The 24,656-nt window shown below is 73.1% G+C and carries 27 protein-coding genes and 1 pseudogene; 18 read left to right on the top strand and 10 right to left on the bottom strand.

Features of this window, described 5'->3' with window-relative positions; all coding sequences use genetic code 11:
• Nucleotides 1–27 precede the first annotated feature (27 nt).
• The 3 genes from ACFXPX_RS16575 (at nt 28) to ACFXPX_RS16565 (ending at nt 2,800) form a co-directional block, all read left to right on the top strand.
• Nucleotides 28–705, top strand: coding sequence for a TetR/AcrR family transcriptional regulator (locus tag ACFXPX_RS16575; protein WP_380641816.1), 678 nt, complete (start codon nt 28–30; stop codon nt 703–705).
• Nucleotides 706–754: 49 nt separating this feature from the next.
• Nucleotides 755–1,081, top strand: a complete 327-nt coding sequence (locus ACFXPX_RS16570) for a hypothetical protein (RefSeq protein WP_380595120.1) — start codon at nt 755–757, stop codon at nt 1,079–1,081.
• 225 nt (nt 1,082–1,306) lie between these two features.
• Entirely contained in the window at nt 1,307–2,800 is a 1,494-nt protein-coding gene (locus ACFXPX_RS16565) for an FAD-binding protein (RefSeq protein ID WP_380641814.1), read from the top strand.
• A 47-nt stretch (nt 2,801–2,847) separates the two neighbouring features.
• Here ACFXPX_RS16565 and ACFXPX_RS16560 read toward each other — a convergent pair whose 3' ends face one another.
• Nucleotides 2,848–3,642, bottom strand: coding sequence for an alpha/beta fold hydrolase (locus tag ACFXPX_RS16560; protein WP_380641811.1), 795 nt, complete (start codon nt 3,640–3,642; stop codon nt 2,848–2,850).
• A gap of 168 nt (nt 3,643–3,810) precedes the next feature.
• Between ACFXPX_RS16560 and ACFXPX_RS16555 the strand changes: the two genes are divergently transcribed.
• The 4 genes from ACFXPX_RS16555 (at nt 3,811) to ACFXPX_RS16540 (ending at nt 6,776) form a co-directional block, all read left to right on the top strand.
• The gene (locus ACFXPX_RS16555; protein WP_380641808.1) at nt 3,811–4,443 is read left to right on the top strand and encodes a TetR/AcrR family transcriptional regulator C-terminal domain-containing protein; all 633 of its coding nucleotides are present in this window, start codon (nt 3,811–3,813) and stop codon (nt 4,441–4,443) included.
• 197 nt (nt 4,444–4,640) lie between these two features.
• Nucleotides 4,641–4,988 carry an ArsR/SmtB family transcription factor gene (locus ACFXPX_RS16550; RefSeq protein WP_380641806.1) on the top strand — a complete coding sequence of 116 codons (348 nt, stop codon included), beginning with the start codon at nt 4,641–4,643 and terminating at the stop codon, nt 4,986–4,988.
• Nucleotides 4,989–5,072: 84 nt separating this feature from the next.
• Entirely contained in the window at nt 5,073–6,095 is a 1,023-nt protein-coding gene (locus ACFXPX_RS16545; protein ID WP_380641803.1) for a phosphotransferase family protein, read from the top strand.
• A gap of 117 nt (nt 6,096–6,212) precedes the next feature.
• The gene (locus ACFXPX_RS16540; RefSeq protein ID WP_380641800.1) at nt 6,213–6,776 is read left to right on the top strand and encodes a histidine phosphatase family protein; all 564 of its coding nucleotides are present in this window, start codon (nt 6,213–6,215) and stop codon (nt 6,774–6,776) included.
• Here the strand turns inward: ACFXPX_RS16540 and ACFXPX_RS16535 are convergent.
• Nucleotides 6,734–8,014, bottom strand: coding sequence for an MFS transporter (locus ACFXPX_RS16535; protein ID WP_380641797.1), 1,281 nt, complete (start codon nt 8,012–8,014; stop codon nt 6,734–6,736). The two genes, ACFXPX_RS16540 and ACFXPX_RS16535, sit on opposite strands and share 43 nt — an antisense overlap.
• 207 nt (nt 8,015–8,221) lie before the next feature.
• Nucleotides 8,222–8,536 (bottom strand): ArsR/SmtB family transcription factor, encoded by a 315-nt coding sequence (locus ACFXPX_RS16530; RefSeq protein WP_380532272.1) that lies wholly within the window; start codon nt 8,534–8,536, stop codon nt 8,222–8,224.
• 216 nt (nt 8,537–8,752) lie between these two features.
• On the opposite strand from ACFXPX_RS16530, the gene ACFXPX_RS16525 reads away from it, so the two are divergent.
• On the top strand, nt 8,753–9,769 hold the full coding sequence (locus ACFXPX_RS16525) for a terpene synthase family protein (protein WP_380641794.1): 1,017 nt from the start codon (nt 8,753–8,755) through the stop codon (nt 9,767–9,769).
• A gap of 129 nt (nt 9,770–9,898) precedes the next feature.
• Nucleotides 9,899–10,399 (top strand): thiol peroxidase, encoded by a 501-nt coding sequence (gene tpx / locus ACFXPX_RS16520; RefSeq protein WP_380641792.1) that lies wholly within the window; start codon nt 9,899–9,901, stop codon nt 10,397–10,399.
• A gap of 148 nt (nt 10,400–10,547) precedes the next feature.
• Here the strand turns inward: tpx and ACFXPX_RS16515 are convergent.
• Nucleotides 10,548–11,018 (bottom strand): annotated as a pseudogene (locus tag ACFXPX_RS16515) (aminotransferase class III-fold pyridoxal phosphate-dependent enzyme); the annotation flags it as partial.
• Nucleotides 11,019–11,036: 18 nt separating this feature from the next.
• Nucleotides 11,037–11,765 carry a TetR/AcrR family transcriptional regulator gene (locus ACFXPX_RS16510; RefSeq protein ID WP_380641789.1) on the bottom strand — a complete coding sequence of 243 codons (729 nt, stop codon included), beginning with the start codon at nt 11,763–11,765 and terminating at the stop codon, nt 11,037–11,039.
• Nucleotides 11,766–11,855: 90 nt separating this feature from the next.
• Here ACFXPX_RS16510 and ACFXPX_RS16505 point away from each other — a divergent pair, with 90 nt between their 5' ends.
• A complete protein-coding gene (locus ACFXPX_RS16505) occupies nt 11,856–12,413 on the top strand; it encodes a DUF1707 domain-containing protein (protein ID WP_380531612.1) in 558 nt (185 codons plus the stop codon).
• Between the two features lie 36 nt (nt 12,414–12,449).
• On the opposite strand, the gene ACFXPX_RS16500 is transcribed toward ACFXPX_RS16505, so the two are convergent.
• Nucleotides 12,450–13,274, bottom strand: a complete 825-nt coding sequence (locus ACFXPX_RS16500) for an SAM-dependent methyltransferase (RefSeq protein ID WP_380594436.1) — start codon at nt 13,272–13,274, stop codon at nt 12,450–12,452.
• 187 nt (nt 13,275–13,461) lie between these two features.
• Between ACFXPX_RS16500 and ACFXPX_RS16495 the strand changes: the two genes are divergently transcribed.
• Together ACFXPX_RS16495 and ACFXPX_RS16490 are read left to right on the top strand one after the other, a co-directional pair.
• Nucleotides 13,462–14,181, top strand: coding sequence for a hypothetical protein (locus ACFXPX_RS16495; RefSeq protein WP_380641786.1), 720 nt, complete (start codon nt 13,462–13,464; stop codon nt 14,179–14,181).
• A gap of 62 nt (nt 14,182–14,243) precedes the next feature.
• Nucleotides 14,244–15,617, top strand: a complete 1,374-nt coding sequence (locus ACFXPX_RS16490) for a M64 family metallopeptidase (protein WP_380594434.1) — start codon at nt 14,244–14,246, stop codon at nt 15,615–15,617.
• Between the two features lie 108 nt (nt 15,618–15,725).
• Here the strand turns inward: ACFXPX_RS16490 and ACFXPX_RS16485 are convergent, their stop codons facing one another.
• Nucleotides 15,726–16,094 (bottom strand): hypothetical protein, encoded by a 369-nt coding sequence (locus ACFXPX_RS16485; protein WP_380531600.1) that lies wholly within the window; start codon nt 16,092–16,094, stop codon nt 15,726–15,728.
• A 314-nt stretch (nt 16,095–16,408) separates the two neighbouring features.
• Between ACFXPX_RS16485 and ACFXPX_RS16480 the strand changes: the two genes are divergently transcribed.
• The 5 genes from ACFXPX_RS16480 (at nt 16,409) to ACFXPX_RS16460 (ending at nt 20,217) form a co-directional block, all read left to right on the top strand.
• Nucleotides 16,409–16,846: a DUF6234 family protein gene (locus ACFXPX_RS16480; protein WP_380594432.1), complete on the top strand. Its 438-nt coding sequence runs from the start codon at nt 16,409–16,411 to the stop codon at nt 16,844–16,846.
• 214 nt (nt 16,847–17,060) lie between these two features.
• Nucleotides 17,061–18,566 carry an MFS transporter gene (locus tag ACFXPX_RS16475; protein WP_380531594.1) on the top strand — a complete coding sequence of 502 codons (1,506 nt, stop codon included), beginning with the start codon at nt 17,061–17,063 and terminating at the stop codon, nt 18,564–18,566.
• 285 nt (nt 18,567–18,851) lie between these two features.
• The gene (locus ACFXPX_RS16470) at nt 18,852–19,250 is read left to right on the top strand and encodes a peptidoglycan-binding protein (RefSeq protein ID WP_380531591.1); all 399 of its coding nucleotides are present in this window, start codon (nt 18,852–18,854) and stop codon (nt 19,248–19,250) included.
• A gap of 121 nt (nt 19,251–19,371) precedes the next feature.
• On the top strand, nt 19,372–19,743 hold the full coding sequence (locus tag ACFXPX_RS16465; RefSeq protein WP_380641783.1) for a peptidoglycan-binding protein: 372 nt from the start codon (nt 19,372–19,374) through the stop codon (nt 19,741–19,743).
• 69 nt (nt 19,744–19,812) lie between these two features.
• Entirely contained in the window at nt 19,813–20,217 is a 405-nt protein-coding gene (locus tag ACFXPX_RS16460) for a peptidoglycan-binding protein (protein ID WP_380531586.1), read from the top strand.
• A gap of 110 nt (nt 20,218–20,327) precedes the next feature.
• Here the strand turns inward: ACFXPX_RS16460 and ACFXPX_RS16455 are convergent, their stop codons facing one another.
• Nucleotides 20,328–21,965 (bottom strand): alpha/beta hydrolase, encoded by a 1,638-nt coding sequence (locus ACFXPX_RS16455; RefSeq protein WP_380641780.1) that lies wholly within the window; start codon nt 21,963–21,965, stop codon nt 20,328–20,330.
• A 114-nt stretch (nt 21,966–22,079) separates the two neighbouring features.
• Between ACFXPX_RS16455 and ACFXPX_RS16450 the strand changes: the two genes are divergently transcribed.
• Nucleotides 22,080–22,538, top strand: coding sequence for an SRPBCC family protein (locus ACFXPX_RS16450; protein WP_380641777.1), 459 nt, complete (start codon nt 22,080–22,082; stop codon nt 22,536–22,538).
• A gap of 6 nt (nt 22,539–22,544) precedes the next feature.
• On the opposite strand, the gene ACFXPX_RS16445 is transcribed toward ACFXPX_RS16450, so the two are convergent.
• Both ACFXPX_RS16445 and ACFXPX_RS16440 read right to left on the bottom strand, forming a co-directional pair.
• A complete protein-coding gene (locus tag ACFXPX_RS16445) occupies nt 22,545–23,360 on the bottom strand; it encodes a hypothetical protein (protein WP_380531578.1) in 816 nt (271 codons plus the stop codon).
• Between the two features lie 178 nt (nt 23,361–23,538).
• The gene (locus tag ACFXPX_RS16440; protein ID WP_380641774.1) at nt 23,539–24,480 is read right to left on the bottom strand and encodes a TIGR01777 family oxidoreductase; all 942 of its coding nucleotides are present in this window, start codon (nt 24,478–24,480) and stop codon (nt 23,539–23,541) included.
• Between the last annotated feature and the right edge of the window lie 176 nt (nt 24,481–24,656).

The following is a 24,656-nucleotide window of genomic DNA, read 5'->3' as shown; positions in this document are numbered from 1 at the left end:
ATAGGTAGGCTGGTGACAACGCAGGAGGTGGCAGTGGTAGGACAGCAGGAGCCGGTGATCTGGATGCGGCCGGAGCAGGCGGCGGTCGGACGCCCGGCCGAACGCAGCCGCGCCGAGATCACCGCGGCCGCGGTGGAACTGGCCGACCGTGAGGGCCTGGAGGCGGTCTCCATGCGCCGCGTCGCATCCGCCCTGGGCACCGGCGCCGCCTCGCTCTACCGCTACGTGGCCACCCGCGACGACCTGCTCGACCTGATGACCGACAGCACCGCGAGCGACTACGACCTGCCCGCCCCCACCGGCGACTGGCAGGCCGACCTGCTCGCCGTCGCCCGTCAGGCCCGGCAGATCATGCGCCGTCACCCCTGGCTGCCCGCCATGGTCATGAGCCGCCCCACCCTCGGCCCCCACGGGATCGACCTCCTGGAGCACGTGCTCGACGTGCTCGCCGACCACCCGGCCGCCCACGCCCGCAAACTCGAGGCCTTCGCCCTCCTCAGCGGCCTGACCGCGCTGTTCGTCCAGAACGAAACGGCTGCCGCGGACACCGGCGCCACGCGCCGCACCGCCGCCTACCTCCACCACGTCGCCGCTGCGGGAAGCCACCCCCGCATCACCGCCCTGCTCGCCGCCTCCCCGCCCGACGATCCTCGCGACCGGTTCGACGCCGTACTCCTCCACGCCCTGACCGGCGTCCTGGGCTGACTCCCCCGCAGCTGAACACACAGCTGATCACTCCGGCTACCCTCACCCCATGGAACCGGAGCATCCCCTCCTTCGCGATGTCTTCCCCGGCCTCGTCGACGAGCTGAGTGCCCTCCTGGAGAGTGAGGGAGAAGATGGCCTGGCCGTCAGCGTCAGGGATGTTCGGCTGGTCGGCGAGTGTGGCTGTGGTGACGACTTCTGCCAGAGCATCCGCACGGCGGAGCATCCGCGGGGGCAGCCGTACGGTCCCGGCCATCGGTGTGTGCCGCTCCTGCCTTCGAAAGGCATGCTGGTCCTGGACGTCGTGGACGACCGGATCATGTCCATCGAGGTGCTCGATCGCCCGCCCATGCGCCGCCTGAACGTGGAGCGGTGACGTTCCGGTGGGGTGCCTGGCGCGGTGCCCAGCCCACCAGGTGACAGGGTCCGGGTGACAAGATCCGGGTGACAAGATCCGGGTGACGGGCGCGCCACCGGCGTCCCCGTCCGCGTGACAGGGTTCGGACGACGAGGCAGCACGGTCCGCACGAGCCGGGTAGGTGGTCGCGGGATGGTTGCGGTACAACAATCCCTATTTGACGACTGATCGGAGAACCCTGAGATGAGCAGGTCAGGCCTGTCCCGCCGCGCCCTGATCGCCGGTGCCGGCGCCGCCGTCGTCGGGTGGAGCACCACTGCCCATGCCTGGGCCACCGCTCCCGGCGCGGACGTCGCCGAACTGCCCGCCCTGGACGGGGCGGTGAACCTGCAGCAGGGCGAGGGCCTGGAGCGGTTCTCCACCGACTTCGGGCACCTGGTCACCCGCGCGCCCCGCGCGGTGCTGCGCCCCGGCTCGGTGCGCGACGTGCAGAAGGTGGTCGCCTTCGCCCGGCGCCATCGTGTCCCGGTGGCCGTCAACGGGCAGAGCGGGGACGCGGCCGCGCAGGGAACGGCCCCCCTGGAGTCGCACTCCAACTACGGCCAGGCCAACCCGCTCGGCGGCATCGCGATCGACGCCCGCGGCCTGAACCGGGTCATCTCGATACGGCCCGGTGAGGCCGTCGTGGAGACCGGCGCCACCTGGGCACAACTGGTCGATGCGGGCCTGGCCAAGGGCTGGGTGCCGCCCGTGCTGACGGACTACCTCCACCTGTCGGTGGGCGGGACGCTCAGCGTGGGCGGCATCGGCGGGGCGGTGCAGCACCACGGCCTGCAGACGGACACGGTGCGCGAACTCCAGGTGGTCACCGGCACCGGTGAGCTGGTGACCGCCTCGCGCGGGCGCAACCGGGAGTTGTTCGAGGCGGTGCTGGCCGGCGGCGGGCAGGCGGGGATCATCGTCCGGGCGACGCTGGCGCTGGTACCCGCCCCGGCGCGGTCCACCGTCTTCACCCTGGCCTACGACGACCTGGACGCCTACCTGGCCGACCAGCAGAAAGTGCTCGCCGACGGGCGTTTCGACCTCCAGGTCGGCAACGTCGTGCGCAGCGCGGACGGACAGCGCTGGCGCTTCACCGCCGAGTTGGTGGCGTACGGGCCGGCGGACCGGCCGGCGGACCGCCAGGCGCTGCTGACCGGCCTGAACCCGGTGCCGGGCGAGACGACCGTGGTGGAGCAGGGCTGGCGCGAGTACGCGTTCCGGGTCGACGCCTTCGCGGGGTACCTGCGCTCGGCCGGTTTCTGGGGGCTGCCGAAGCCGTGGCTGAGCCTGTTCCTGCCCGCCGCCACGGCAGGGGTGTTCATGCGGGAGGCCGCCGAGCAGTTGACGGCCGCCGACCTGGGGGCGGGGCTGCTGCTGTTCTACCCGTACGCGCGGGCGAAGGTGGCGACGCCCCTGGCCGTCCTGCCCGATGCCCCCGTCGGCTGGCACTTCGACCTGCTCGCCTTCCCCGCGCCGGGCGCCGACACCGCCGCCATGCTGGAGCGCAACCGGCGCCTGTACGAGCGGGCCGTGCAGCTCGGCGGCAAGCGCTACCTCATCGGCGCGGTACCCGGCATGAGCGGCGCCGACTGGCAGGCACACTACGGAGGGCTGTGGGAGCGGGTGACGCGGGCCAAGCGGCGCTTCGACCCGGCGGGGATCCTGACCCCGGGCCAGGGCATCCACACCACCTGACCCCGCGCACCCGGGGCCCGCATCACCGGGCGCGGGCCCCGGGGCGGTCAGGCGTGGTCGCGGGCCGCCAGGGCGAGGGCGCCGAGCGCGAACTGCCTGGCGGGCGGGCCGGGTTGGGTGAGGAAGTCGAGCAGGAGGCGGTTGACGAGGTCGGGCTTCTCCAGCGGGGCGGTGTGGGAAGTGCCGGGCAGGACGGCGAGTTGGCCGTGGGGGGCGGTTCCGGCCACGGCGGCGCTGTGGCAGATGCGCACGCCGTCGTCGTCGCCCTGCATCACCAGCAGGGGCATGGGCAGGTCGGCCAGGGCGGCGAAGCCGATGTCGGGTTCCTCCCGCCACATGGCCAGCCACTTGGCGAAGACCACGGGGAAGTGGGCCGGGCCGTCCGGGGACAGCGGCTCGTACTGGGGGCGGAGCATGGCCTCCAGAGGCGCGGTGTCGTCGAGGATCGCGGCGTCGGCGTCGGTGGAACCCGCACGGCTGACACCACCGCTGATGAGGACCAGGGAACGGACCAGATCGGCACGGCGCAGCGCCGTCCGCAGGGCGACGGTCGCGCCCGCACTCCAGCCGACCAGGTGGACGGGGCCGGTGCCGAGGGTCTCCAGGAGGGCGATGAGGTCACCGGCCATCAGGTCGCTGGTGACGGGGCCCTCGACGTCGGGGGTGCGGCCGTGGCCGCGGCGTTCGGGGGCGTGGACGCGGAAGTGCGCGGCAAGGGCCGGGATCTGGCCCCACCAGCTGTCGGCGGTCACCCCTCCCCCGTGCAGCAGGACGACGGGGTCACCCTCGCCCTGGATCTCGCACCAGGTGCGATGTCCACCGACGTTCACGTACTCACCCATGCCACGCCTCCATGTCTGCTCGCCCGAAACCCGAAAGCCCGAAGCCCGAGAGCCCGGAAGGCCCGAAGCCACTTGAGCATCGCTCAGGTCGATCATAGGCAGATGACCTGAGCTAAGCTCAAGTCCCCTGCCCCCAAGCTTTCCCGCCGGAAGGAGCCCGCCGACACCATGGCGCTGCACCGCAATGACGTCATCGCCGCCGCACTGGACCTGCTCGACGAGGTCGGGCTCGAGCGACTGACCACCCGGGCGCTGACCGAACGCCTGGGCGTGGCCCCCGGGGCGCTGTACTGGCACGTCCGCAGCAAGCAGGAGCTCCTGACGGCCATGGCGGACACCGTCGTGGCCCCGGCCTTCTCCGCACCCGTGACGGGCAAAGGCGAGAGTGCGCAGGCGGAGGCGGAGACGAAGCCGGGCAGTTGGGCGGAGCACACCGAGGCGTTCGCGCACCGGCTGCGCCGGGCACTGCTGGGACGCCGCGACGGCGCGCGGCTGGTGTCGGGACACCTCGTCCCCGGAACGGCGACGCTCAGGTCCCTGGAGGACGGCCTGGCCCTGATGAGCACACAGGGACTCACACCGACCCAAGCAGCAGTGCTGGGGCACGCGGTGACCAGCTACGTCATCGGATTCGTCCTCCAGGAGCAACAGGAGCCCGCCCCCACCGGCGAAGCCGCCGGCCCGGACCCGGCGCACTTCCCGCTCCTCGTGCAGTGGCAGACCGAACACCCCGGCCCCGACGCCACGTTCGCCGCGGGCCTCACGCTGCTGACCACGGGCCTGGCCTCCCAACTCGCCTGAGGAACACCGAGGACACCACCCGTTCGGGCGGTCGGCGCGCGGTTCGTGTTGCAGAGGTGTTGCAGCGGGCGTGGCGGGACCCCGTCCCGTAGTAGCGTCTGCCATGAAGTCGCGCACCGTGCGCGGCGGTTGACGGGGGTTCGACTCGGAACGGGGGCCAGGCGTGGGAAGGGGTGGTGGGTGTGGGACGGGCACGCGTGACGGCGCGAGTGATCGTGCACCCCGGTGTGGAGGACGTCAACGTCCAGCAGGTGTTGGAGGCCCTCGCCGACCCGGCGAGGCGCAAAGTGGTGCACACCCTCGCCCACTCGGGCGCTGACCTGAGCTGCGGCTCCTTCGACCTACCCGTCGGACGGTCCACCTCCAGCCACCACTTCTCCGTCCTGCGCGCGGCCGGAGTGGTGCGGCAGTACTACGTCGGCACCACGAAGATGAACACCCTCCGCACCGAGGAACTCGAACAACGCTTCCCCGGCCTCCTGACCGCAGTCATCGCGGCCGCCGACACCGAAGCCCACCGCACGCCCCACCCACCAAGCCCCTAGGGACCAGCGGCTCCGCCGCCAGGCCGTCGTACGGGGCCGGGGCGTCGCCACGGGTGCGCGGGGCGTGGCGTAGGGTGGTCGACCATGACCGAGGACGACGTCCAGGGGTGGGCCGGAACGCGCCGGTGGGTCGAGGGCACGCTGGCGCCCGGTGAGCGGATCGCCGGCGTGCGGGCGCTCAAGGGCGGGTGGACCTCGCAGATGCGCCGCCTGGACATCGAATCCGTCAACAGCGACAGCAGCGACGACGGCAACCACGACAACAGCGGTAACGGCGACAACGGCCGGGACGGCAGCGGGCGTTACTCGCTGGTACTGCGTTCCTTCGTCAAGCCCTTCTACGTCCGCCACGCCCCGGGCATGCTGGAGCGCGAGGCCGACGTGCTGCGCCTGCTGGCCGCCCGCGACATCCCGGCGGCGCGGCTGCGCGCGGTGGACGCCCGGGGCGAGCACGGCGAGCACCCGTCGCTGCTGATGACCCACCTGGACGGCGGGGTGCGGGTGCAGGAGGACAGGGACGTGGCGCGGCGGGTGGAGTTGCTGGCCCGGCAGCTGGCCGCCGTGCACACCGTCGAGGTCGACGAGGAGCAGCGGCCGCGGGCCTGGCAGGCCTGGACCTCCCCCGAACGCGTGCAGGTGCCGCCCGCCACCGAGCGACCGGAACTGTGGGAGCGCGCGGTGACGCTGATCGGCCGCCCGGCCCCCGAGCACCGAGGTGCCTTCCTGCACCGCGACTTCCACCCGGGCAACGTGCTGTTCGACGGTACGGGGGCGGAACTCGCGGTCAGCGGAGTCGTCGACTGGGTGGAGACCTCCTGGGGCCCCACCGACCTGGACGTCGCCCACTGCTCGACGGCGCTGGCCCTGCTGCACGGCGTGGAGACGGGCCTGGCCTTCGCCGACGCCTACGAGCGGGCCGGCGGCACGCTCACCGCCACCGGGGAGGACCACCTGTACTGGCGGCTGCTGGACGCGCTGGCCTTCGCGCCGGACGCGGAGAAGGTCGCCGTGCCCTGGCGCGAACTGGGCCGCACCGACCTGAGCACCCAGCTGCTGTCCGCCCGCCTGGAGGAGTACGTGGCGGCCCTGTTCGAGCGCTACGCGTAGTCGGCCCCCGCCCCGGGCACCCTCCCCCTCGACCCGGCGAGCACCGGTGGCCACCGCAAGGCCACCCGACAGCGCAGGGCAGGGCAGCCCAGGGGCGGGGCAGGGAGGAACCGGCGAATGGCAGTGGAGATCGTCTACGAGACGCACGCCACGACCACCGACAACGAAGCGGGCATCGCCACCGGCCACCTGCCCGGGCGCCTGGGCCCGCTGGGCCGGCGCCAGGCCGCCGAGCTGGGCGAGCGGCGCCGGGGCGAGGCGCTGGCGGCGGTGTTCAGCTCCGACCTGCACCGCGCGGTGGCCACCGCGCGCATCGCCTTCCCCGGCGGCCACCCGCCCCTGCACCAGGACCCCCGACTACGCGAGTGCGACTACGGCACCCTCAACGGCGCCCCGGCCGCCCTGGTCGCGGCGCTGCGCCCGTACTGCGCCGACCACCCGTACCCCGGTGGGCAGAGCCACCGCCAGGTCCTCGCCGCCACCGGGGCCTTCCTGGCCGACCTCGCCGCGGGGTTCGACGGACGGCGCGTCCTGCTGATCGCACACTCGGCCAACCGCTGGGCGCTGGACTGCCTGCTGGCCGGCGCCCGCCTGGAGGACGTCCTGCGCGAACCGCCGCCCTGGCGCCCGGGCTGGTACTACAGCCTGCCCGCGCCCTGGCCCTGGCCGCCGCCCGCCTGAACCCCGCTGCGGGACGGGGCCCGCTCCGCGGCCGGGGCCGAGACCGCGGCCGGGCCCGGGACGCCCGCCGGCGGGGTGGGTGGGCCGACGCGACGGCGGGCGCAGACGGCGGCGAGGGCGAGGGCCGCCAGGGCCGCGCCGGCCAGGGGCAGGTGGCGGGGACCGGCGACCGTGACGGTGGCGCCGGCCAGGGCGGTGCCCAGGGTGATGCCGAGGTTGGAGAAGGAGATGAACAGGCTGTTGCCGAACTCCGGTGCCCGGGCGGCGTCGCGGGCCAGCCAGCCCTGGGCGACGGCCAGTCCCCCGGAGTGGACGGCGCCCCACAGCAGGACGCCCGCGACCATCGCGGCCGGATGGGTGCCGATCGCGTAGAGCAGCGCGTACAGGCCGACGTACAGCAGCGGGTAGGCGGTGACGGTGCGGGTCAGGTCGCGTTCCAGCAGGCGCCCGAAGCCGATGCCGGTGACGGTCATGACGGCGCCGAAGGCCATCAGGGCGGCGCCGGTGAGGGAGGGGGCGAGGCCGGTGACGCTCTCCAGGTACTCGGCGAAGAAGCCGTAGCCGGCGAACATCGCCGCGAAGATCAGGGTCACGGCCGCCACCGCGAGCCACAGTCGGGCGCTGCGCAGGATGCCGAGCTGTCCGGCGGTCGAGACGTGCTGCTCCCGGGGCAGGCGGGGGAAGAGGACCAGCAGGCCGGCGGCGGCGAGCAGGTTGACCGCGGCGGCGCTCCAGAACGCGGCGGCCAGGCCGAGGTGGTCGGCGAGGTAGGCGGTCAGCGGGACCCCGAAAGCGAAGCCGGCGCTGACGCCCGCGAACACGACGCTCACCGCCCGTCCATCCCGGCCGGGGCGGGCCAGCCGGGTGGCGGCGGTCAGCGCCAGGGCGAAGAATACCGGGTGCACCAGGGCCGGCAGGACGCGGAAGGCGAGCATCACCGGGAAGGAGTCGGTGAGCGCGTACACGGCGTTGGACACCGCGAACAACACCGGCACCGCCACCAGCACCGCCTTACGCGGCAGCCGGGAAGCCGCCAGGGTGGCCGGCGGCCCGGCCAGGGCCACGGTCAGCGCGAAGACGCCGACCAGCCAGCCCGCGGTGGCCGGAGCCACGTGCAGGTGCTGCGACAAGCGCGGCAGCACCCCGACCACCCCCATCTCGGTGGTGATCACTCCGAACACCCCGACCGCCAGGGCCCCCACCGCCAGCGCCGCGCGCGGACCTCGTACTCCGTCCATCAACAGCCTCCCTCTCACGTCCACGGGCCGTCCACGGGCCGGATCGCCATCCGAATCCGCAACGACAAATCTAGATAGTTAGATGAATCAGGGCCGAAGAAGAGGGGCGCCCACCCAAGGGCACCCCTCATCGACGTCACAGCACCACGGCACCCCGGCACCCCCGCACCACGACCCCGGTCGAGCGGCACCCGGCCGGGCGCGACCTCAGAGCTCGTCGCGCACGTACGCGGCGAAGGCCGCGATCGTCTCCTCGTCACGCCGGTAGAACGTCCACTTGCCGACCCGCTCGGACACCAACAGCCCGGCGTCACGCAGGATCTGCAGATACCCGGAGACCACCGACTGGGCCAGGCCCGAACGCTCGCGGATGTCGGTCACGCACACCCCGACGTGGAAGCCCACCCCGCGCTCGCGGTAGTACGCCTCGTCCCAGTACCGCTCGGGCGTCTTGAGCCAGCGCAGGAAATCCGCACGCGCCGGGTTGGCGAGCGCCTTGTGCACGGCCAGCGGATCCACCACGCACGCTCCTTCCCCGACCACGGACACCCTCGACACCAGGACGCATCTAATATTCTCGATACGATCAACCGTGTCAAGCCGCACCCGCCCCGCCCGGCGACCGCCGAACTCCCGCCATGCACATGCCTTCGTGCGCCGGGCGGTGCGCCCTGACCGGGGCGCCGCGCACCGCTGATCTTGGATGCGTTGCCGGTCACACGCGCGAGGAGCGGTCGAGTGCCCCAGGATGCCGAGTTCTTCATGCCCTACCCCCGCCGGTCGCACCCGGACACGCCCGCCGCCCTGGAGCGCAACATCCAGTGGGCCCGGCAGTTCGGGCCGCTGCCCACCGACAGCGCCGTGGCGCTGTACGCCGCCAGCGGGGTCGCGGAGTTCGGCACGGACTTCTGCACCGAAGCCGGGGACGACGTCGACCTGCTGACCAACGGGATGGCCTTCCACTTCATCTTCGACGACTTCTTCGACACCCCGTCCGGACAGCCCGCCGACGCCGCGGTCGCCGCGGCGCTGGAGATGGCCGACCTCCTCGGCCGCCCCGCCCTGTCGCCCCGCCCGCCGACCACGCGGATCGGCGCCGCCTTCGCGCGGCTCTGGGCGGACATGACCGAGGGGCGGTCGGCCGAGTGGAGCCGCCGTGCGGCCAGGAGCTGGCTGGACTACCTGTACGCGAACCTCACCGAGGAGGCCAACCGGCGCACCGGCGAAGTCCCCACCGTCGACGAACACTTGGAGGTACGGCGACACTCGATCGCGGTGCGGCCGACCCTCCATCTGCTGGAGGCCGCCGGTCGTTTCGAGGTGCCGTCGCTGGCCTGGCACAGCGGGCGGCTCACCACCGCCCGCCGGCACACCGTCGATCACGTGGTCCTCGTCAACGAGGTCACGGGCCTGGAGAAGGACGAGGCCCGCGGCGAACCCAACCTCGTCCAGCTCGTCATGGCGGAACAGGGCCGCTCCCGTGACTCGGCGATCCGCTACGTCATCGCGACGGCCGACGAGCACCTGCGGGCGTTCCTGGACCTGCACCAGGGCACTGCGGGGTTCTGCGACCGGCTGGGCCTGTCCGGCGGCGGTCGTGAAGCGGTGCACCGCCACGTCGACAACCTCCGCGACATGATCGCCGGGAACTACTACGTCCACACCTCCGTAGGGCGGTACGGCCCGGCCGCCTCCGCCCGCATCGGCCCCGACGCACCAGGCCTGCTCGGCCAGGACGGCATCACGCCCTCGTAGCGGCCCCCACCCGAGCCGGAGCACCTGGCGGGAGGGTGTCCGCTCCTCGGTCACCCCGCGTCGGGCGCGGGGTGCGGGCAGTAGGATCGACGGCGTTGTCTGTCGTACACCGCTGGTAGGAGGCTTTTCATGGCTCAGGTCACGCTCAAGGGGAACCCGGTCGAGATCGGCGGCGCACTGCCCGCCGCCGGCAGCCAGGCCCCCGCCTTCACGCTGGTCGGCGAGGGCCTCGCGGACACCTCGCTCCAGGACTTCGCCGGCCGCCGCAAGGTCCTCAACATCTTCCCCAGCATCGACACCCCCACCTGCGCCACCTCCGTGCGCACCTTCAACGCCAAGGCCGGCTCGCTCGACAACACCGTCGTGCTCTGCATCTCCGCCGACCTCCCCTTCGCCCAGGCCCGCTTCTGCGGCGCCGAAGGCCTCGACAACGTCAAGACCCTCTCCACCCTGCGCGGACGCGACTTCCACGACACCTACGGCGTCGCCATCAACAACGGCCCCCTCGCCGGCCTCACCGCCCGCGCCGTCGTCGTCCTCGACGAGAACGACACCGTCCTGCACACCGAACTCGTCGCCGAGATCGCCGACGAGCCGAACTACGAGGCCGCCCTCACCGCCCTCAGCTAAACCCCGCACACCCCACGCACCACGGGCCCGCCCCGCACCGCCACCCACAGCGGCACGAGGCGGGCCCTGCCTGTTCCCGCAGGCAGGGCCCGTACCGGTGGCGCCGCGGGGGGCAGTTCGCGGGCCACCGGGGTCTGGTGTCGATCGGTCAGATGCGGTTGTGGGCCTCGGTGAGGCAGTGGCGCATGATCTGTTCGATCTCGTCGAAGGTGTTCTGGTCGGCGGTCAGGGGCGGGACGAACTGGACGACCGGGTCGCCGCGGTCGTCGGCGCGGCAGTAGAGGCCGTTGTCGAAGAGGGCCTTGGAGAGGTAGCCGTAGAGGACGCGTTCGCACTGCTCGTCGGTGAAGGTGGTCTTGTTCGCCTTGTCGGTGACGAGTTCGACGCCGTAGAAGTAGCCGTTGCCGCGGACGTCGCCGACGATGGGCAGGTCGCGGAGCTTGTCGAGGGTCTTGAGGAATTTGCCCTCGTTGGCGAGGACGTGCTGGTTGAGGCCTTCGCGTTCGAAGATGTCGAGGTTGGCGAGGGCGACGGCGGCGGAGACGGGGTGGCCGCCGAAGGTGTAGCCGTGGGGGAAGACGGCGTCGCCGGTGTAGAAGGGTTCGGCGATGCGGTCGCTCCGGTCGGCGCCCCGGCGCTACGCGCGCGCCTCCGGCGGGAGCGCCGCGGCGATGCAGTCGAGGACCCGCTCCAGCCCGATCCGGAACTGCTCGTCCCGGCCGAGCCGGGGCCCCCGCGCCTCCAGGGCGATCCGGCCGAAGATCGGGTACTGCCCGCTCTCCAGCAGCTGCCGGACGTACGGGTAGCTGCGTGCCTGCCATTCCTCCTCGCTGACGCCGCTGCGCCGGACCTCCTCGGTCCAGCTGACCTCGTCGCGGGCGGCCCCCTCCACGTAGCCGTTGAGGACGGCCATCAGGCCGAGGTTCTCGTCGATCGGGACGTGGGCGTCCAGCACGCCCATCACCCCTTCGATCAGGCGCAGTTGCCGGGGGCCGAAGCCGGGCAGCGCGCGGTGCACGGTGGCGATCCAGGGGTGGCGCAGCCACATGACGCGCAGGCCGTGGGCGTAGCGGGTGAGGTCGCCCCGCCAGTCGCCGGAGGGCATGCCCTCGACGTCGATCTCCCCCATCAGCCGGTCGGCCATCAGCTGGATCAGCTCGTCGCGGCCGGGGACGTACCGGTAGAGCGACATCGCGCCGGCGCCGATCTCGGCGGCGATCCGGCGCATGGTGGCGGCCTCCAGGCCCTCGGCGTCGGCGATCCGGACGGCGGCCTCGGTGATCTGCGCCCGACTGTAGGCGGGCTTCGGCCCGCGGGCGGGGCGCTCGGGCCGCATCCAGATGTTCACGTACTCGGCGTCGGTCACCGTCGGCCCCTCTTCTTGCGTACACGGTACCCAGTAATCTAGCGTGGCCGCCATGACCGCGTACAACGTACTCAGTCGAGGGGTGGAGTGATGGCGACCGGCACGAGCGGGCCGACCACGATCAGCGAGGCCGACCGCGAGGCCGCGGTCCGCCGGCTCCAGGAGGCCTACGCGGAGGGGCAGTTCGGCTTCGAGGAGCTGGAGCAGCGACTGCAGCGGGCGCTCACCGCGACGACACCGGACGGCCTCGCCGAGGCCCTCGACGGACTGCCGGAGCCCCTCGCCCGACCGGCCACCCGGTCCGAGGCCACCCTCACGGGCGACGCCCTCGGCGGCCGGATCCGGCGGCGCGGCGCCTGGCGCGTCCCGCGCGTCCTCACCGTGGCCTCGGCGCTCGGGCGGGTGCGACTGGACCTCTCCCGGGCGGTCATCGAGCACCCGGTGGTCGACATCCAACTGCTGCTCGGCACCGGCGGGGCGAGCATCACCGTGCCCCGGGACGCGGTGGTCGACCTCACGGCCCTCCACGCCGGCCTCAAGCAGCCGCGCTACCGGCCCCGCCGGGCCGTCCGCCCGGGCGGTCCGGTCATCCGGATCTCCGGGGGGACGGGGCTGGGCCGCCTGCGGATCCGCCACTCCCTCCGGTGAGACCCTGCCGACGGCACCCCCTCGGGACGCCCCGGTTCAGCCCCCGGCCGTGCGGACCGCCTCGATGAAGCCGCTGGTCCGACCGGCGCCCTCGGGCAGCGGACGGCCGTAGGCCTCCCCGACCTCGGCGAGGGAGGTGGTCCGGGCCTGCCAGCCGTGGTCGTTCAGCCACTGGTCGGTGTCGGGGCCGAGCCCGCCCTGCCAGAGCTCGGTGACGTGGGCCAGCGCCGGATCCTCCGGGCTGCGGGAGACGTCCCGGCCGCGCTCCATCAGCAGCCGGCTGCCCGGTGCGGAGAGCGAGCCGACGGCCGTGAGCAGTCCCGCCGCCTGCTCGGGGCTCAGGTACACCAGCAGGCCCTCGGCCAGCCAGGCGGTGGGCAGTTGCGGGTCGAAGCCGGCCGCGACCAGGCGGCGCGGCCACCCCGGGTCGAGGAGGTCGCCCGGCAGCACCTCGCGCCGGCAGGTCGGCACGGCGTCGGCCGCGTCGAGCACCTGCTCCTTGAACTCCAGCACCGACGGCAGGTCCAGCTCCCACAGCCGGGTGCCGCCCGGCCAGTCCAACCGGTAGGCCCGGGCGTCCAGCCCGGCCGCCAGCAGCACCACCTGCTCGGCCCCGGCGGCCTGCAGCCGGTCGTCGTAGTAGCGGGTCCGCAGCACGATGTGCACGGCGAGCGCCGCGGCGAGGCCCTCGCGCCGCGCCCGCTCGGGGAGTTCGGCGGGCAACCCGGCCGCCTCGGCGAACCGGGCCGCGTACGGGTCGGTGAACAGCGGCTCGGGCCGGGTGCTCTCGTGGGCCCGCACCAGCACCACGGGCAGGGCGGTGCGGGAGACCGGGCTCATCGCATCAGGCGTCGGCGTCATGCCCGCCAATCTACCGCCGCCTACAAGTCCGGTCCGGGCAGGGGAGATTCCTCGCGCACTCCGCCGTTCCCTGGCATGATCCGGGCTGTGACCGGGGGAGCGTCGACGGCGAACGCCGGGGCGACCGGGGAGGACTCGACGGGGGTGGCGATGAACGGGTACACCGTGCCGGCGCTGGACGGCGGCGATGCCTGAGGACGCCGTCCCCGTCCGGGACGAGCGCCCGAACCCGGACGGCTGGAAGGTGCCGCCGTCCCTCGGCGACAGGCTCCGGCCCGTCGCCCGGATCGTGCTCTCCCTGGTCGGCCTCGCCCTCGTCGTCGCGGGCTTCGTCCGGTTCACCGCCGACTTCGAGGACGTGCGCCGCTACCACCACACCCCGCTCTGCACCGCGCCCGCGCAGCCGTCCGACGACTGCGCGACGCGGGAGAGCGGCCGGGTGACCGGGAAGCACCTGGATCCGGGCTCCGACTCGGATCCCTACACGCTGACGGTGGCCCGCGAGACGGCGCCGGCCGCCGAGTACGGCGTCGGCAAGGCGTTCTACGACGACGTCACCGCCGGCACCACCGTGGACGTGACGGTCCTGCACGGCGAGGTGATCGAGATCGGCTACCACGGTCACCGCTCGCAGACGGAGACCTACCCGTGGGCGGACGCCGCCGTGCTCAGCCTGCTGATCGCCGCCGGGACGGCCCTGGTGCTCACCCAGGGGTGGCCGCTGGACGACGGGGTCGTGCCGTTCGTCCTGGCCGTCACCGTCGTGGCGAACGTGCTCGCCACGCTCCTCGGCTCCATCGCGCTGCTCACCCTCCAGTGGCCCCTGGTCGTCACCCTGATCGTCGCCGTGCTCTGCTGGATCGCCGCGACCGCGCTCTTCCGCGGCATCCTCAACGAATTCTCCTGATTGTCAGGTCCTCAACAAGGGAAGGAGCCTCCCCACACCCGCCGCCCACCGGGAGGAACTCCGTGCCGATCAGGACCAGAAGAAGAAGGAGCAGGACCGCGCCCGCCCTGCTCACCGCCGCCCTCGCCGTCGCACTCCTCGGTGCCTCCCCCGCCTGGAGCGCGCCGGAACCCGGCGCGTCCGGCGCCCCCGCCGCGCCCGGCGCAGCCGCCGCACCGGGCACCGACCGGCCCCCGCACCAGGTCGAGGCCTTCGACGAGGACGGGACCATCGCCCACGCCACGGCACCCGCCGCCTCCCCCTACCTGGCCACGCCGCCCGCCGGCCTCACCGCCCCGGGCGCCGACGGCGACGGCGAGGTCACCGCCCTGGTCCGCAACGGCGACCCGGCCACCAAGCTGGACGTGGTGGTGGTCGGCGACGGCTACACCGCCCAGGAGCAGCAGAAGTTCCGCACCGACGCCGCCGAGAAGTGGCGCGAGATCACCGCCGTCGAGCCGTACGCCACCTACCGGCAACTGTTCAACGTCTGGGCCGTGTCCGCCGTCTCACCGGAGTCCGGCGTCACCGGCGATCCCGACCGGGCCACCGTCCGGCACACCGCGCTCGGCTCCTACTTCTGGTGCGACGGCGTGGAACGGCTGCTCTGCGTGGACGACAAGGCCGTCGACCGCTACGCCGCCAAGGCCCCGCAGGCGGACCTGGTGATCGTCGTGGCCAACACCGCCAAGTACGGCGGCGCGGGCTACAACGACATCAAGTCCCCGCTCGGCTACGAGGGCATCGCCACCGTCGCGGGCGGCAACGCCAAGTCCGGGCAGATCGCCGTGCACGAGACCGGCCACTCGCTGGGCAAGCTCGCCGACGAGTACGCCTACGACGGCCAGGGGACGTACCAGGGCGCGGAACCGCCCGAGGCCAACATCAGCACCCTGACCGCCGACCGGATGCGCGACCAGGGCACCAAGTGGGCCCGCTGGCTCGGCCAGGCCTCGCCCGACGGCGGGACGGTCGGCAGCTTCGAGGGCGGCGGCTACTACCCGACGGGACTCTACCGGCCGACGGAGAACTCGATCATGCGCTCGCTCGGCCGCGAGTTCAACCTGCCCGGACGGGAGGCGATGATCGCCGGCTTCTACCGCCACGCCACCCCGCTGACCAGCCCGACCCCCACCGGCAGTTGGCTCACCGCCACCGACCGGCTGACTGTCGACCTGCCCGTCCCCGGCACCCAGCTGCACTGGTACCTCGACGGACGCGAACAGCCCCGGCTGCGCGGACGCACCGCCCTCGACCTCGACGCACTGCACCTGACCGGCCCGCGCTCACGCCCGCACCTGCTCACCGCCGTGGCGACCGACCCGACCCCGGCCGTCGCGGACCCGGCCCTGCGGAAGGAGCTGACCGGCAGTCTGTCCTGGCTGGTGACCAGGTAGTCGACCGTCAGGATGCCGCCCCCGCCCCCGACCCCGGCAGCCGACCAACGCCCGGGCCGGGGGCGGGACCAGGGGCGGGGCCGGAGCCGGGCCACCGGCAGCACCGGTTCAACCGGCCGTCCCACGGCGCTCCGGACGCTCCGGTCGCTCCGGGGGTCGGCGGCGCAGCGGCGCCAGTTCGCGCTCCAAGGTCCGTACGTCCCGGGCGATGCGGGTCGCGAGTTCCTTCGGCCCGGTGTCGCCGGGCAGCCTGCGCGTCCAGGAGCGGGCCTTGGCCGGACCATCCTGGACCATGTGGAAGGTGAGGCCCACCACCGCGCCGACATCGGCCAGGCTCACCAGGATCCGGGTGTCCGCGAGGTCGATGGTGACCTCGTTGCCGATGCAGGAACAGGCCACCAGGCCCTCGATCTCCTCCTCCGCCAGGTACCTGGCCAGCGGAACCGCCCTCCCCCGGACCAGAAACGGACGCGTCACCGAAGCCACGGGACCCGCCTCCTCTCGCCGCTCGCGTACCGCCGCGGCCGGGCGCGAGCGCGCCACAACAGACCGGGCCCCGCCCATGCTCCACCACGCCGCAGCAAAGCGCCAACTCCGTGTCTCACCAGTTGAATTGAGCGCATGCACCCGACCGGCGCACCGGCGCACACCCAGGCGCACCGGGCGGTGCACCGGGTGTCCGAGCAGGCCTCGGCCCCCGGGCCGGGGCACGGCAGGGCACCGCCGTTCCCCGACGGAACCGAGTACCCGTACTCAGTTCCGCGCCGCCCCTCCTCGGGCAGGCTGTCCGCATGCCTCCGACCGACCGAGCCACCACCGTCATCGCCCGGCTCCGCCGCCTCCGCCGCCCGGAACAACCGCCGGTCGGCCGCGACCTCACCATCGGCGTGCTGCTCTTCCTCGCCCTCGGAGTCTTCTACCTGGTCCGGTTGTTCTCCCTCGGCATGCACGCCTGGGCCGGGCAGGTCACCGACGGCACGGCCGACCGGACGGCCGATGCCCAACTCGGCTTCACCTGGCACCTGATGGGCGCCACGTTCGGCTTCGCGGCCCTCGCCGCCCTGCTGCGGGCGCGCTGGACGGCGGCGGTCCTGGTGCTGGCCGCGCTGGTGCTGTCGACGTCCGCCGCGCAACAGCAGCACGCGTGGGATCGCGGTCACCCCGCGCCGCCGACCCCGCTGCCCACCTGGTACACCCCCTGCTACAGCGGCAGCGGGCGGTGCAACTGACAGGCCCGGGGCTCCGGGGCGGACCAGCCCGCCACCTGCACGGCTCCTGACCGGGCGGCCCGGCCGCCGCCGGGGCATCATGACGGAGTAGTCGCGACCACTCACCGAGCGTGACGGCCCGGGGCGGCTCTCCTCCGGGCACCGGGCATCCGGGGCGGTTCTCGGGGCACCAGGCATCCGTGAGCAGTCGTCCGGCCGACGAAGGAGGACCGTCATGACCGATCCGGCGAAGCCGACCCCCACCTCGTCCGCGCACCAGCAGCCCCCGGCGGGGGTGATCGCCACCGACGTACCCGCCCGGCTGGACCGGCTGCCGTGGTCCCGCTGGCACTGGCGGATCGTGATCGGCCTGGGCACGGTGTGGATCCTGGACGGCCTGGAGGTGACGATCGTCGGCAACATGGCCGGCCGACTCGCCCAGGACGGCAGCGGCATCGCCATCACCACCGCCCAGGTGACCACCGTCGCCGCCGCCGTCTACGTGGCGGGCGCCTGCACCGGCGCCCTCTTCTTCGGCTGGCTGACCGACCGGCTGGGCCGCAAGAAGCTGTTCATGCTCACCCTCGCCGTCTACCTGGCCGCCACCGCCGTCACCTCGCTCTCCTGGACGGCCTGGTTCTTCTTCCTCTGCCGCTTCTTCACCGGCTTCGGGATCGGCGGCGAGTACGCGGCCATCAACTCGGCGATCGACGAACTGATCCCGGCCCGGGTCCGCGGCCGGGTCGACCTGGTCATCAACGGCAGCTTCTGGATCGGCGCCGCGCTCGGCGCCTTCGCCTCCATCGCCCTGCTCAACACCTCGCTGTTCGCCACCGACCTCGGCTGGCGGCTCGCCTTCGGCATCGGCGTGGTGCTGGGCCTGGTGATCCTGCTGGTGCGCCGGCACGTGCCGGAGAGCCCGCGCTGGCTGTTCACCCACGGGCGGGCGCCGGAGGCCGAGCAGGTCGTCGCGGAGGCCGAGCGGAGCATCGAGGAGGAGACCGGGCAGCCGCTGCCGGCGGTCACCGGGGAGCCGATCCTGATCCGCGAGCGGGAGCCGCTCGGCTTCGTCGCCATCGCCCGCACCGTGGTGCGCCGCTACCCCCGCCGCACCGTCCTCGGGCTGGCGCTCTTCATCGGCCAGGCCTTCCTCTACAACGCGGTGACCTTCGGTTACGCCACCATCCTGACCACCTACTTCGCGGTGCCGGAGGGCGACACCGGCTACTACTTCGCGGTGATCGCGGTCGGCAACTTCCTCGGCCCGCTGCTGCTCGGCCACCTCTTCGACTCCGTCGGCCGCAAGCCCATGATCGCCGGTACCTACCTCGGCTCCGGCGTCCTGCTGTTCGGCACCGCCGCGCTCTTCCAGCAGGGCTCGCTCTCCGCCGCCACCATGACGGCCTGCTGGACGGCCGTGCTCTTCCTCGCCTCGGCGGGGGCCAGCGCGGCCTATCTGACGGTCAGCGAGATCTTCCCGCTGGAGACCCGGGCCATGTCCATCGCCTTCTTCTACGCCGTCGGCACGGCGGTCGGCGGCATCAGCGGCCCGCTGCTCTTCAACGGCCTGGTCAGCAGCGGGAAGGTCGCCGACACCACGCTCGCCTTCTGCATCGGCGCCGCCCTGATGACGGCCGCCGGCCTCGTCGAGGCCGCCATCGGGGTGAAGGCCGAGCGGCGCAGCCTGGAGTCGCTGGCCGCGCCGCTCAGCGCCGTCGGTCCTTCCGGCGGCGGTTCCTGACCTGGCCTCGCCCCCGGCACCGTTGAACCGGGGCGTTGCCACGGATCCCGGACCCCTCGCGCCGTCCCTTCCATGTCCCTCCCCCGTCCCCGGATGACCGGTCGCCGTGTCCCAATCCGCAGGTCAGCGCCCTGGGACGGGCAGCGGCGTCCCCTGTCAGCGTCCCAGCGGGCCGAACGGGCTCGCGCCTGGTGCAGAGTCCTCCCTGTCGGCTCCGGGGTGGACCGACGGATCACGGGGCGAGCCGCGCGACAGCGGCCGGCGGCCCGGCTACGGAGGACTGCGATGAACATCATGAAGAAGGCCACTCTCGCGGCGGCCGCGACCCTGCTCCTCGCCACGGGTGGCATCGCCACCGCCGGCACCGCGTCGGCGTCGACCCAGATCAGCTGCGCCGGCCGTGAGTACGAGCAGGCCGGCGCGCCGTACAAGTCCTCCGAGTCGGACAAGCACTTCGGCTTCTACAACGGCTACACCGAGACCCCGTCCCCGAACTCCTTCAGCTGGGCCACGGTCGAGGCGCAGTGCCTGCTCAACACGATCGGCAACAACCTGGTCGTGGACGGCTACTACGGGCCGAAGACGCAGGACGCCGTTCGTGACGTCCAGAGCAAGCAGAGCCTGAGCCAGGACGGCTTCGTCGGCCCCGAGACCTGGCCCGCCCTGCGCTTCGTCGCCTGGTGATCCCACCCCAGGTCCCGGCGGCCCAGCACCTGGGCCGCCGTCGGGGCGCCTCCGGCCGGTCGGGAGCCGCGCGAGTCCGCCCGAAGTTCCGTGCACGCCAGCTGTTTCCAGGGAGTTCGTCATGAGCAAGTTCCGGCGCCGGATGGCCGCCCTCACCGCATCCGCTGCCATCGCCCTGGGAGGCATGGTGGCCCTGGCCCCGCAGGCGTCCGCGGACGTGTACTGCAGCTACATCTCGGACAGCGCCAGGCCCTACGTGTCCCCGAACCAGAACAACGACGCGGTCAAGCAGGCCCAGTGCCTGATCCTCTTCGAGAGCGGCTTCGGGATGAACCACGCGGTGCAGGTGGACGGCCAGTACGGCCAGGAGACCTACGCCGGCGTGATCTGGGTCCAGCACTGCAACGGGCTGTCGGAGGACGGCATCGTCGGCCCCAAGACCTGGGAGAAGCTCTACAACCCGAACTACGCGTGCCAGCGGTTCGACAACTGACCGTTCCGGGCAGCACCGACGGCCGGCGCGGGAACCGCCCGGCCCACCCACCACTTGAAGGAAAGACTCATGAAGGCAGTAGGCAAGCGCGCCGTCCGTACCACCGCGATGCTCGGCGCGGCGGTGGCAGCCGTCGCGGGACTGACCGCGACGCCGGCCCAGGCGGAGTACGGCTACTGGCAGTCCTGCATGCAGCAGGTCGGCAGCTACCACTACCTGGGCTGGGACCTCCCGAGCGTGACGCTCCGCATGGGCTCGAGCGGCGTCTGCGTCAAGGAGCTGCAGTCCGATCTCCTCCAGCTGGGCGTCGTCCCGAGCCAGGACGTCCCCAACTTCGTGGACGGCTCCTTCGGCGGCAAGACGTACAACGCGGTGGTGGCCTACCAGACGAAGTTCTCCGACGCCAACGGTGTGGACGGCGTGGTCGGACGGGACACCTGGCACGGCCTGATCGCCCGTACCGAGTTCGAGTAGGCCTCCTGGACGGCGCGGGCGGCCACTGACCCTTGCGCCGAACACTGCGGCGCAGCCCCCCGGTGAAGGGGGGCTGCGCCGCTCAGTGCTGTCGGTCCTTCGGGGGATTCCTAGCGCAGCACCCCGCGCACGGCCTCGGGGTCGCTGGGGGCGAGCGGGGCGGCCGGTGCGGTGGTGAGGGCCTTCGCGGTGGCGGGCGGCGGGGTCACGTACACGGGGGCCGGGTCGGCCTCGGGGGCGCAGGTCCTGGCGATCCGCCCCTTGCCCTGGGGCAGGCTGCCGTCGCGCAGGTAGGCGGTGAAGGTGTCGTCCAGGCAGGCGTTGTCGTGGAAGAGGATCTCGTGGAAGCTGCCGCCGTTCTGGACGACGAGCTTGGAGCCGGGCAGCGCGTCGTGCATGGCGAGGCCGCCCTGGTAGGGGGTGGCGGCGTCCTCGGTGGCCTGGAAGAGCAGGACGGGGGGCAGGCCCTTGCCGGTGATCTTCAAGCGGCCGGCCGGGTTGCCCTGGTAGGGCCAGAACATGCAGGCGGCATTGTACCACATGTTGTTGTAGGCGTAGAAGGGCGCGCGGGCGTCGACCTTCGCCTGGTCCTTCTTCCAGTACTCCCAGTCGCGGGGCCAGGCGTTCTCGGTGCACTGGGCGGCGTTGTAGGCGGGGAAGGCGCCGTCGTCGGCGCCGGGGGCCGCGTACTTGTTGTAGGCGATGTTCAGCGGCCGGGTGTCGTGCTGGGTGAGGTAGCCGGACAGCACGGTGGCCATCCGGGGCCAGCGCAGGAAGTTGTAGCCGCCGCCGTAGAAGGTGTCCTCGAACTCGGCGGGGCCGATCTTCCCGGGTGCCGGGGCGGCGTCGACCGGGTCCTTGCGCAGGGCGTCCTCGACCTGGTGGTAGGCCCGGGCCACGGCGGCGGGGTCGGTGCCCAGGTGGTAGGTCGAGTCGGCCTTGGCGGCCCAGGCGGTGAAGGCGTCGAAGCGGCGCTGGTGCTCCTCGTCCTGGAGGACGTTGTGGTCGTACCAGCTGATGGTCGGGCCGACGATGCTGTCCAGCACCATCCGGCGCACGTGGGAGGGGAACAGCTGGCCGTAGGTGGAGCCGAGCGAGGTGCCCCAGGAGCCGCCGTAGTAGTTGATCTTCGGTGCGCCGAGGGCCCGTCGGATGCTGTCCAGGTCGCGGGCGTTGTCGACGGTGGTCATGTGCGGCAGCAGCCAGGACCAGTCGGCCGCGCAGTCGGCGGCGTAGCCCGCCGCCTTCTTGAGCCAGGCCTTCGAAGTGCCCTGGCCCAGCTGGTAGTCGGGGCGCTCGGCGTCGAAGTAGTGGGCGTCGCAGATGACGTGGGGGTCGCTGCCGTTGGTGCCGCGCGGGTCGAAGCCGATCCAGTCGTAGGTGGCGGCGACGTCCGCCGGGATCTTCCCGGCGATGTAGGCGGGCATCCACAGTCCGGAGTCGCCGGGGCCGCCGGGGTTGAGCAGGATCGGGCCCTGCTGCTTGTCCTTGGGCGCGGTGGCGGGCAGCCGGTTGAGCTTGATCCTGATCCTGCGCCCGTGCGGGTCGGCGTAGTCCACCGGCACCTCCAGCATCGCGCACTGGAGGGCCGGGGTGGCCGGGTCGTTGCAGGAGCTCCAGGCGAGCGCGCCCTGACCGGTGTCGACCAGGTCGGGGCCGTCCGGTTCGGCGGCGGAGGCGGGGCCGACGAGTCCGCCGAAGGTGGCGAGGGCCGCGGCGGCCGAGAGCAGGGAGATGGCTTTTCTCATGGAGAGCATGATGTGACATGTGCAATGGCACATCCAGGGAACGGGCTGGACTTTGCCAAGCTTTGACCGGGAGTCGGCGGCCGGATCGTGCGCCTTTCCGCCCTACACTGCCGCATGGCCCGATTCGTCCTGACCCGCCGTTCCCCACTGCCGCCCGCCGAGTGCTGGGCCCGGCTGACCGCCTGGCACCGGCACGGCGACCGGGTGCCGTTCACCCGGGTGAGCGTGGTGCGGGGCGGCGGGCAGCAGGTGGGGGACGTGGTCCTGGCCCGGACGACCCTGGGGCCGCTGCGCCTCGACGACCCGATGGAGCTGGTCGAGCTGGCCGCGCCCGAGCGGTGCCGGCTCGCGAAGCGCGGCCGGGTGGTGCGCGGCGGCGCCGAACTGCGGGTCCGCGCGGTGGGCGCGGGCAGCGAGGCGGTGTGGGCCGAGGAGCTGCGGATCACCGGGCTGCCCCGGCTGTTCGACCCGGCGGTGGCGCTCGCCGGGCGGCTGGTGTTCGGCCGGGTGCTGGACCACCTGCTGGCCACGGACCCAGCCGAGGACCGGACCGGGGACCCGGCCGGGGACTGAGCTCCGTTACGGCCGGCGGGTGCGCCAGCCCAGGTACTGCTCACGCACGTAGTGCCGCTGGTCGCCCTCGACCGTGACCTGGTCGTACGTCACCAGCTCCTCCGCCGCCCGCAGGGCGATCGCCAGCGCCAGCCCGTCCCCGTCCCGCAGGAAGACCCGGTCGGCCAGCGCGGCGCGCCGCAGCAGGTACTCGCGCCGGCCACGCTGCCGGGGCCGCCGGACCTCGGGCGGCAGGGCGTCCGCCTCCTGGTCGATGCCCGGCGCGTCGGCGTAGGCCCGCTCCGCCCCGGGCGCCCCCTCCGCGGGCGCGGCCCACACCCGCAGCGGCGGCAGCTTCGGGAGGCCCCGCACCCGGAGCACCTCGTTGGCGAACCCCGCCTCCTCGACAGGCAGTCCGCGCTCCCCGAAGACCGCGAACAGCTCGGCCATGGCCCGCGGCGGAACGCCCGAGGGGGCGTCCTCCCGGGTGACCAGGACCTTGCCGAGGAGCGGTCCCGCGAACCGGCCCGGCGGATCGGCGAGCCCCAGCCGCAGGGTGAGGCAGCGCCTGCCGATCTCCTCGTCCTCGTCGAACTCCATCGCCAGACCGCGGAGTTCCGCCCAGGCGAAGCGGCGCGGCAGCAGGTACCGGACGAGGGTGACGCCCTGCTCGTCGGCCCTCAGCCAGAAGGCGTACGGCGTGGCGAAAAGCGCGGCCGCGGCGACCAGGGCCGCGACCAGGAAGGCCCCGAAGGCGTCGACCGCGCCCGTGACGGCCAGGGCGACGCCCGTGACGACCATCAGCGTGAAGCCGACACCGGAACGCTCGCTCCGCATCTGCATGGACGACAACCGCACCGTGCGCATCCCGCGCCCCCTCCCCCGTGGCCCCGCCCCCCGTGGCCGCCACCACCGTCCCGTCCCGGCCCGCTCCGGGCAAGCTCCGGCGCGCAGCTGTGACAGCCCCGTGACGCCCCGGCCCTCCCCCGGGCCCGCGCCGCCGTCCGTGCCGCCGCCCGCCTCACCGTCCGCGCAGCCGCCGCACCAGGTTGCGGGCGGCCTCCGGCCAGTCCGGGTAGGCGAAGGCGAAGCCCGCCTCCAGCAGTCGGGCGGGCACCACCCGGCGGCTCTTCAACAGCAGTTCGCTCTCCGAGCGCAGTGCGAAGGCGCCGAGTTCGGCCATCCAGCGGGTCGCCGGGAGCGCCAGCGGCATGCCCCAGCCCGCGCGCAGCTCGCGCATGAACTCGCGCTGGGGCATCGGGTTCGGGGCGGCGAGGTTGACCGGGCCGCTGAGCTCCTGCCGGGCGATCAGGAACTCGACGGCACGGACGAAGTCCTGCTCGTGGATCCACGACACGTACTGGGCGCCACCCGCGATCGGCCCGCCGACACCGAGCCGGGCCAGCCACGACAGCGAGTCGAAGGCGCCCCCGCGCTCGGGGCCGAGGACGACGGCGGTACGCAGCGCGAGGCGCCGGGTGTGCGGGGTGTCGGCGTCGGTCTGGGCCTCCTCCCAGGCCCGGGCGATCTCGACGCTGTACCGCCAGGAGGCGGGGGCGTCGGGCTCGGTGCCGCCGATCCGGCCGTCCAGTTCGCCGTTGGGCGCGTCGTGCCGGTGGGCGTAGACGGTGGCGGTGCTCATCTGCAGCCAGACGGCGGGCGGCCTGCGGGCGGCGGCGATCGCCCGGCCGACGGCCCGGGCGGAGTCCACCCGGGAGTCCATCATGGCCCGCTGGTTCTCCTGCGTGTAGCGGCAGTTGACGCTGCGCCCGGCCAGGTTGACGACCACGTCGCTGCCGTCCAGCTCGGCTGCCCAGGCACCCTGGGTCCGTCCGTCCCAGCCGACCTGCCGGGGCCCGGCGGGGCGGCGGGTGAGCACCGTGACCTGGTGCCCGGCGGCCGTCAGGCTGCGGTCGAGCAGGGTCCCGAGCGCGCCGCAGCCGCCGGGGATGACGATCTTCATGAGTTCCCCCTCATCTTCACCCCGAGCGTAGCGCGCATATTGAACACGTTCAATTCGACGGGAGCGGCGGTTCGCCCGCCGCCGCACCCCTCGACGACGAAGCGCCCGAACTCCGCGGTACGGCGCGGAGTTGGGGCGGGGGGGGCCGTCGGCGCGCCGTAGGAACAACACGTGTA

It is taken from the genome of Kitasatospora sp. NPDC059146 (assembly GCF_042786665.1).
Taxonomy (GTDB): domain Bacteria; phylum Actinomycetota; class Actinomycetes; order Streptomycetales; family Streptomycetaceae; genus Kitasatospora.
Note: the sequence above shows the minus strand (reverse complement) of the source record. Positions and strands in the feature narration are given on the sequence as shown.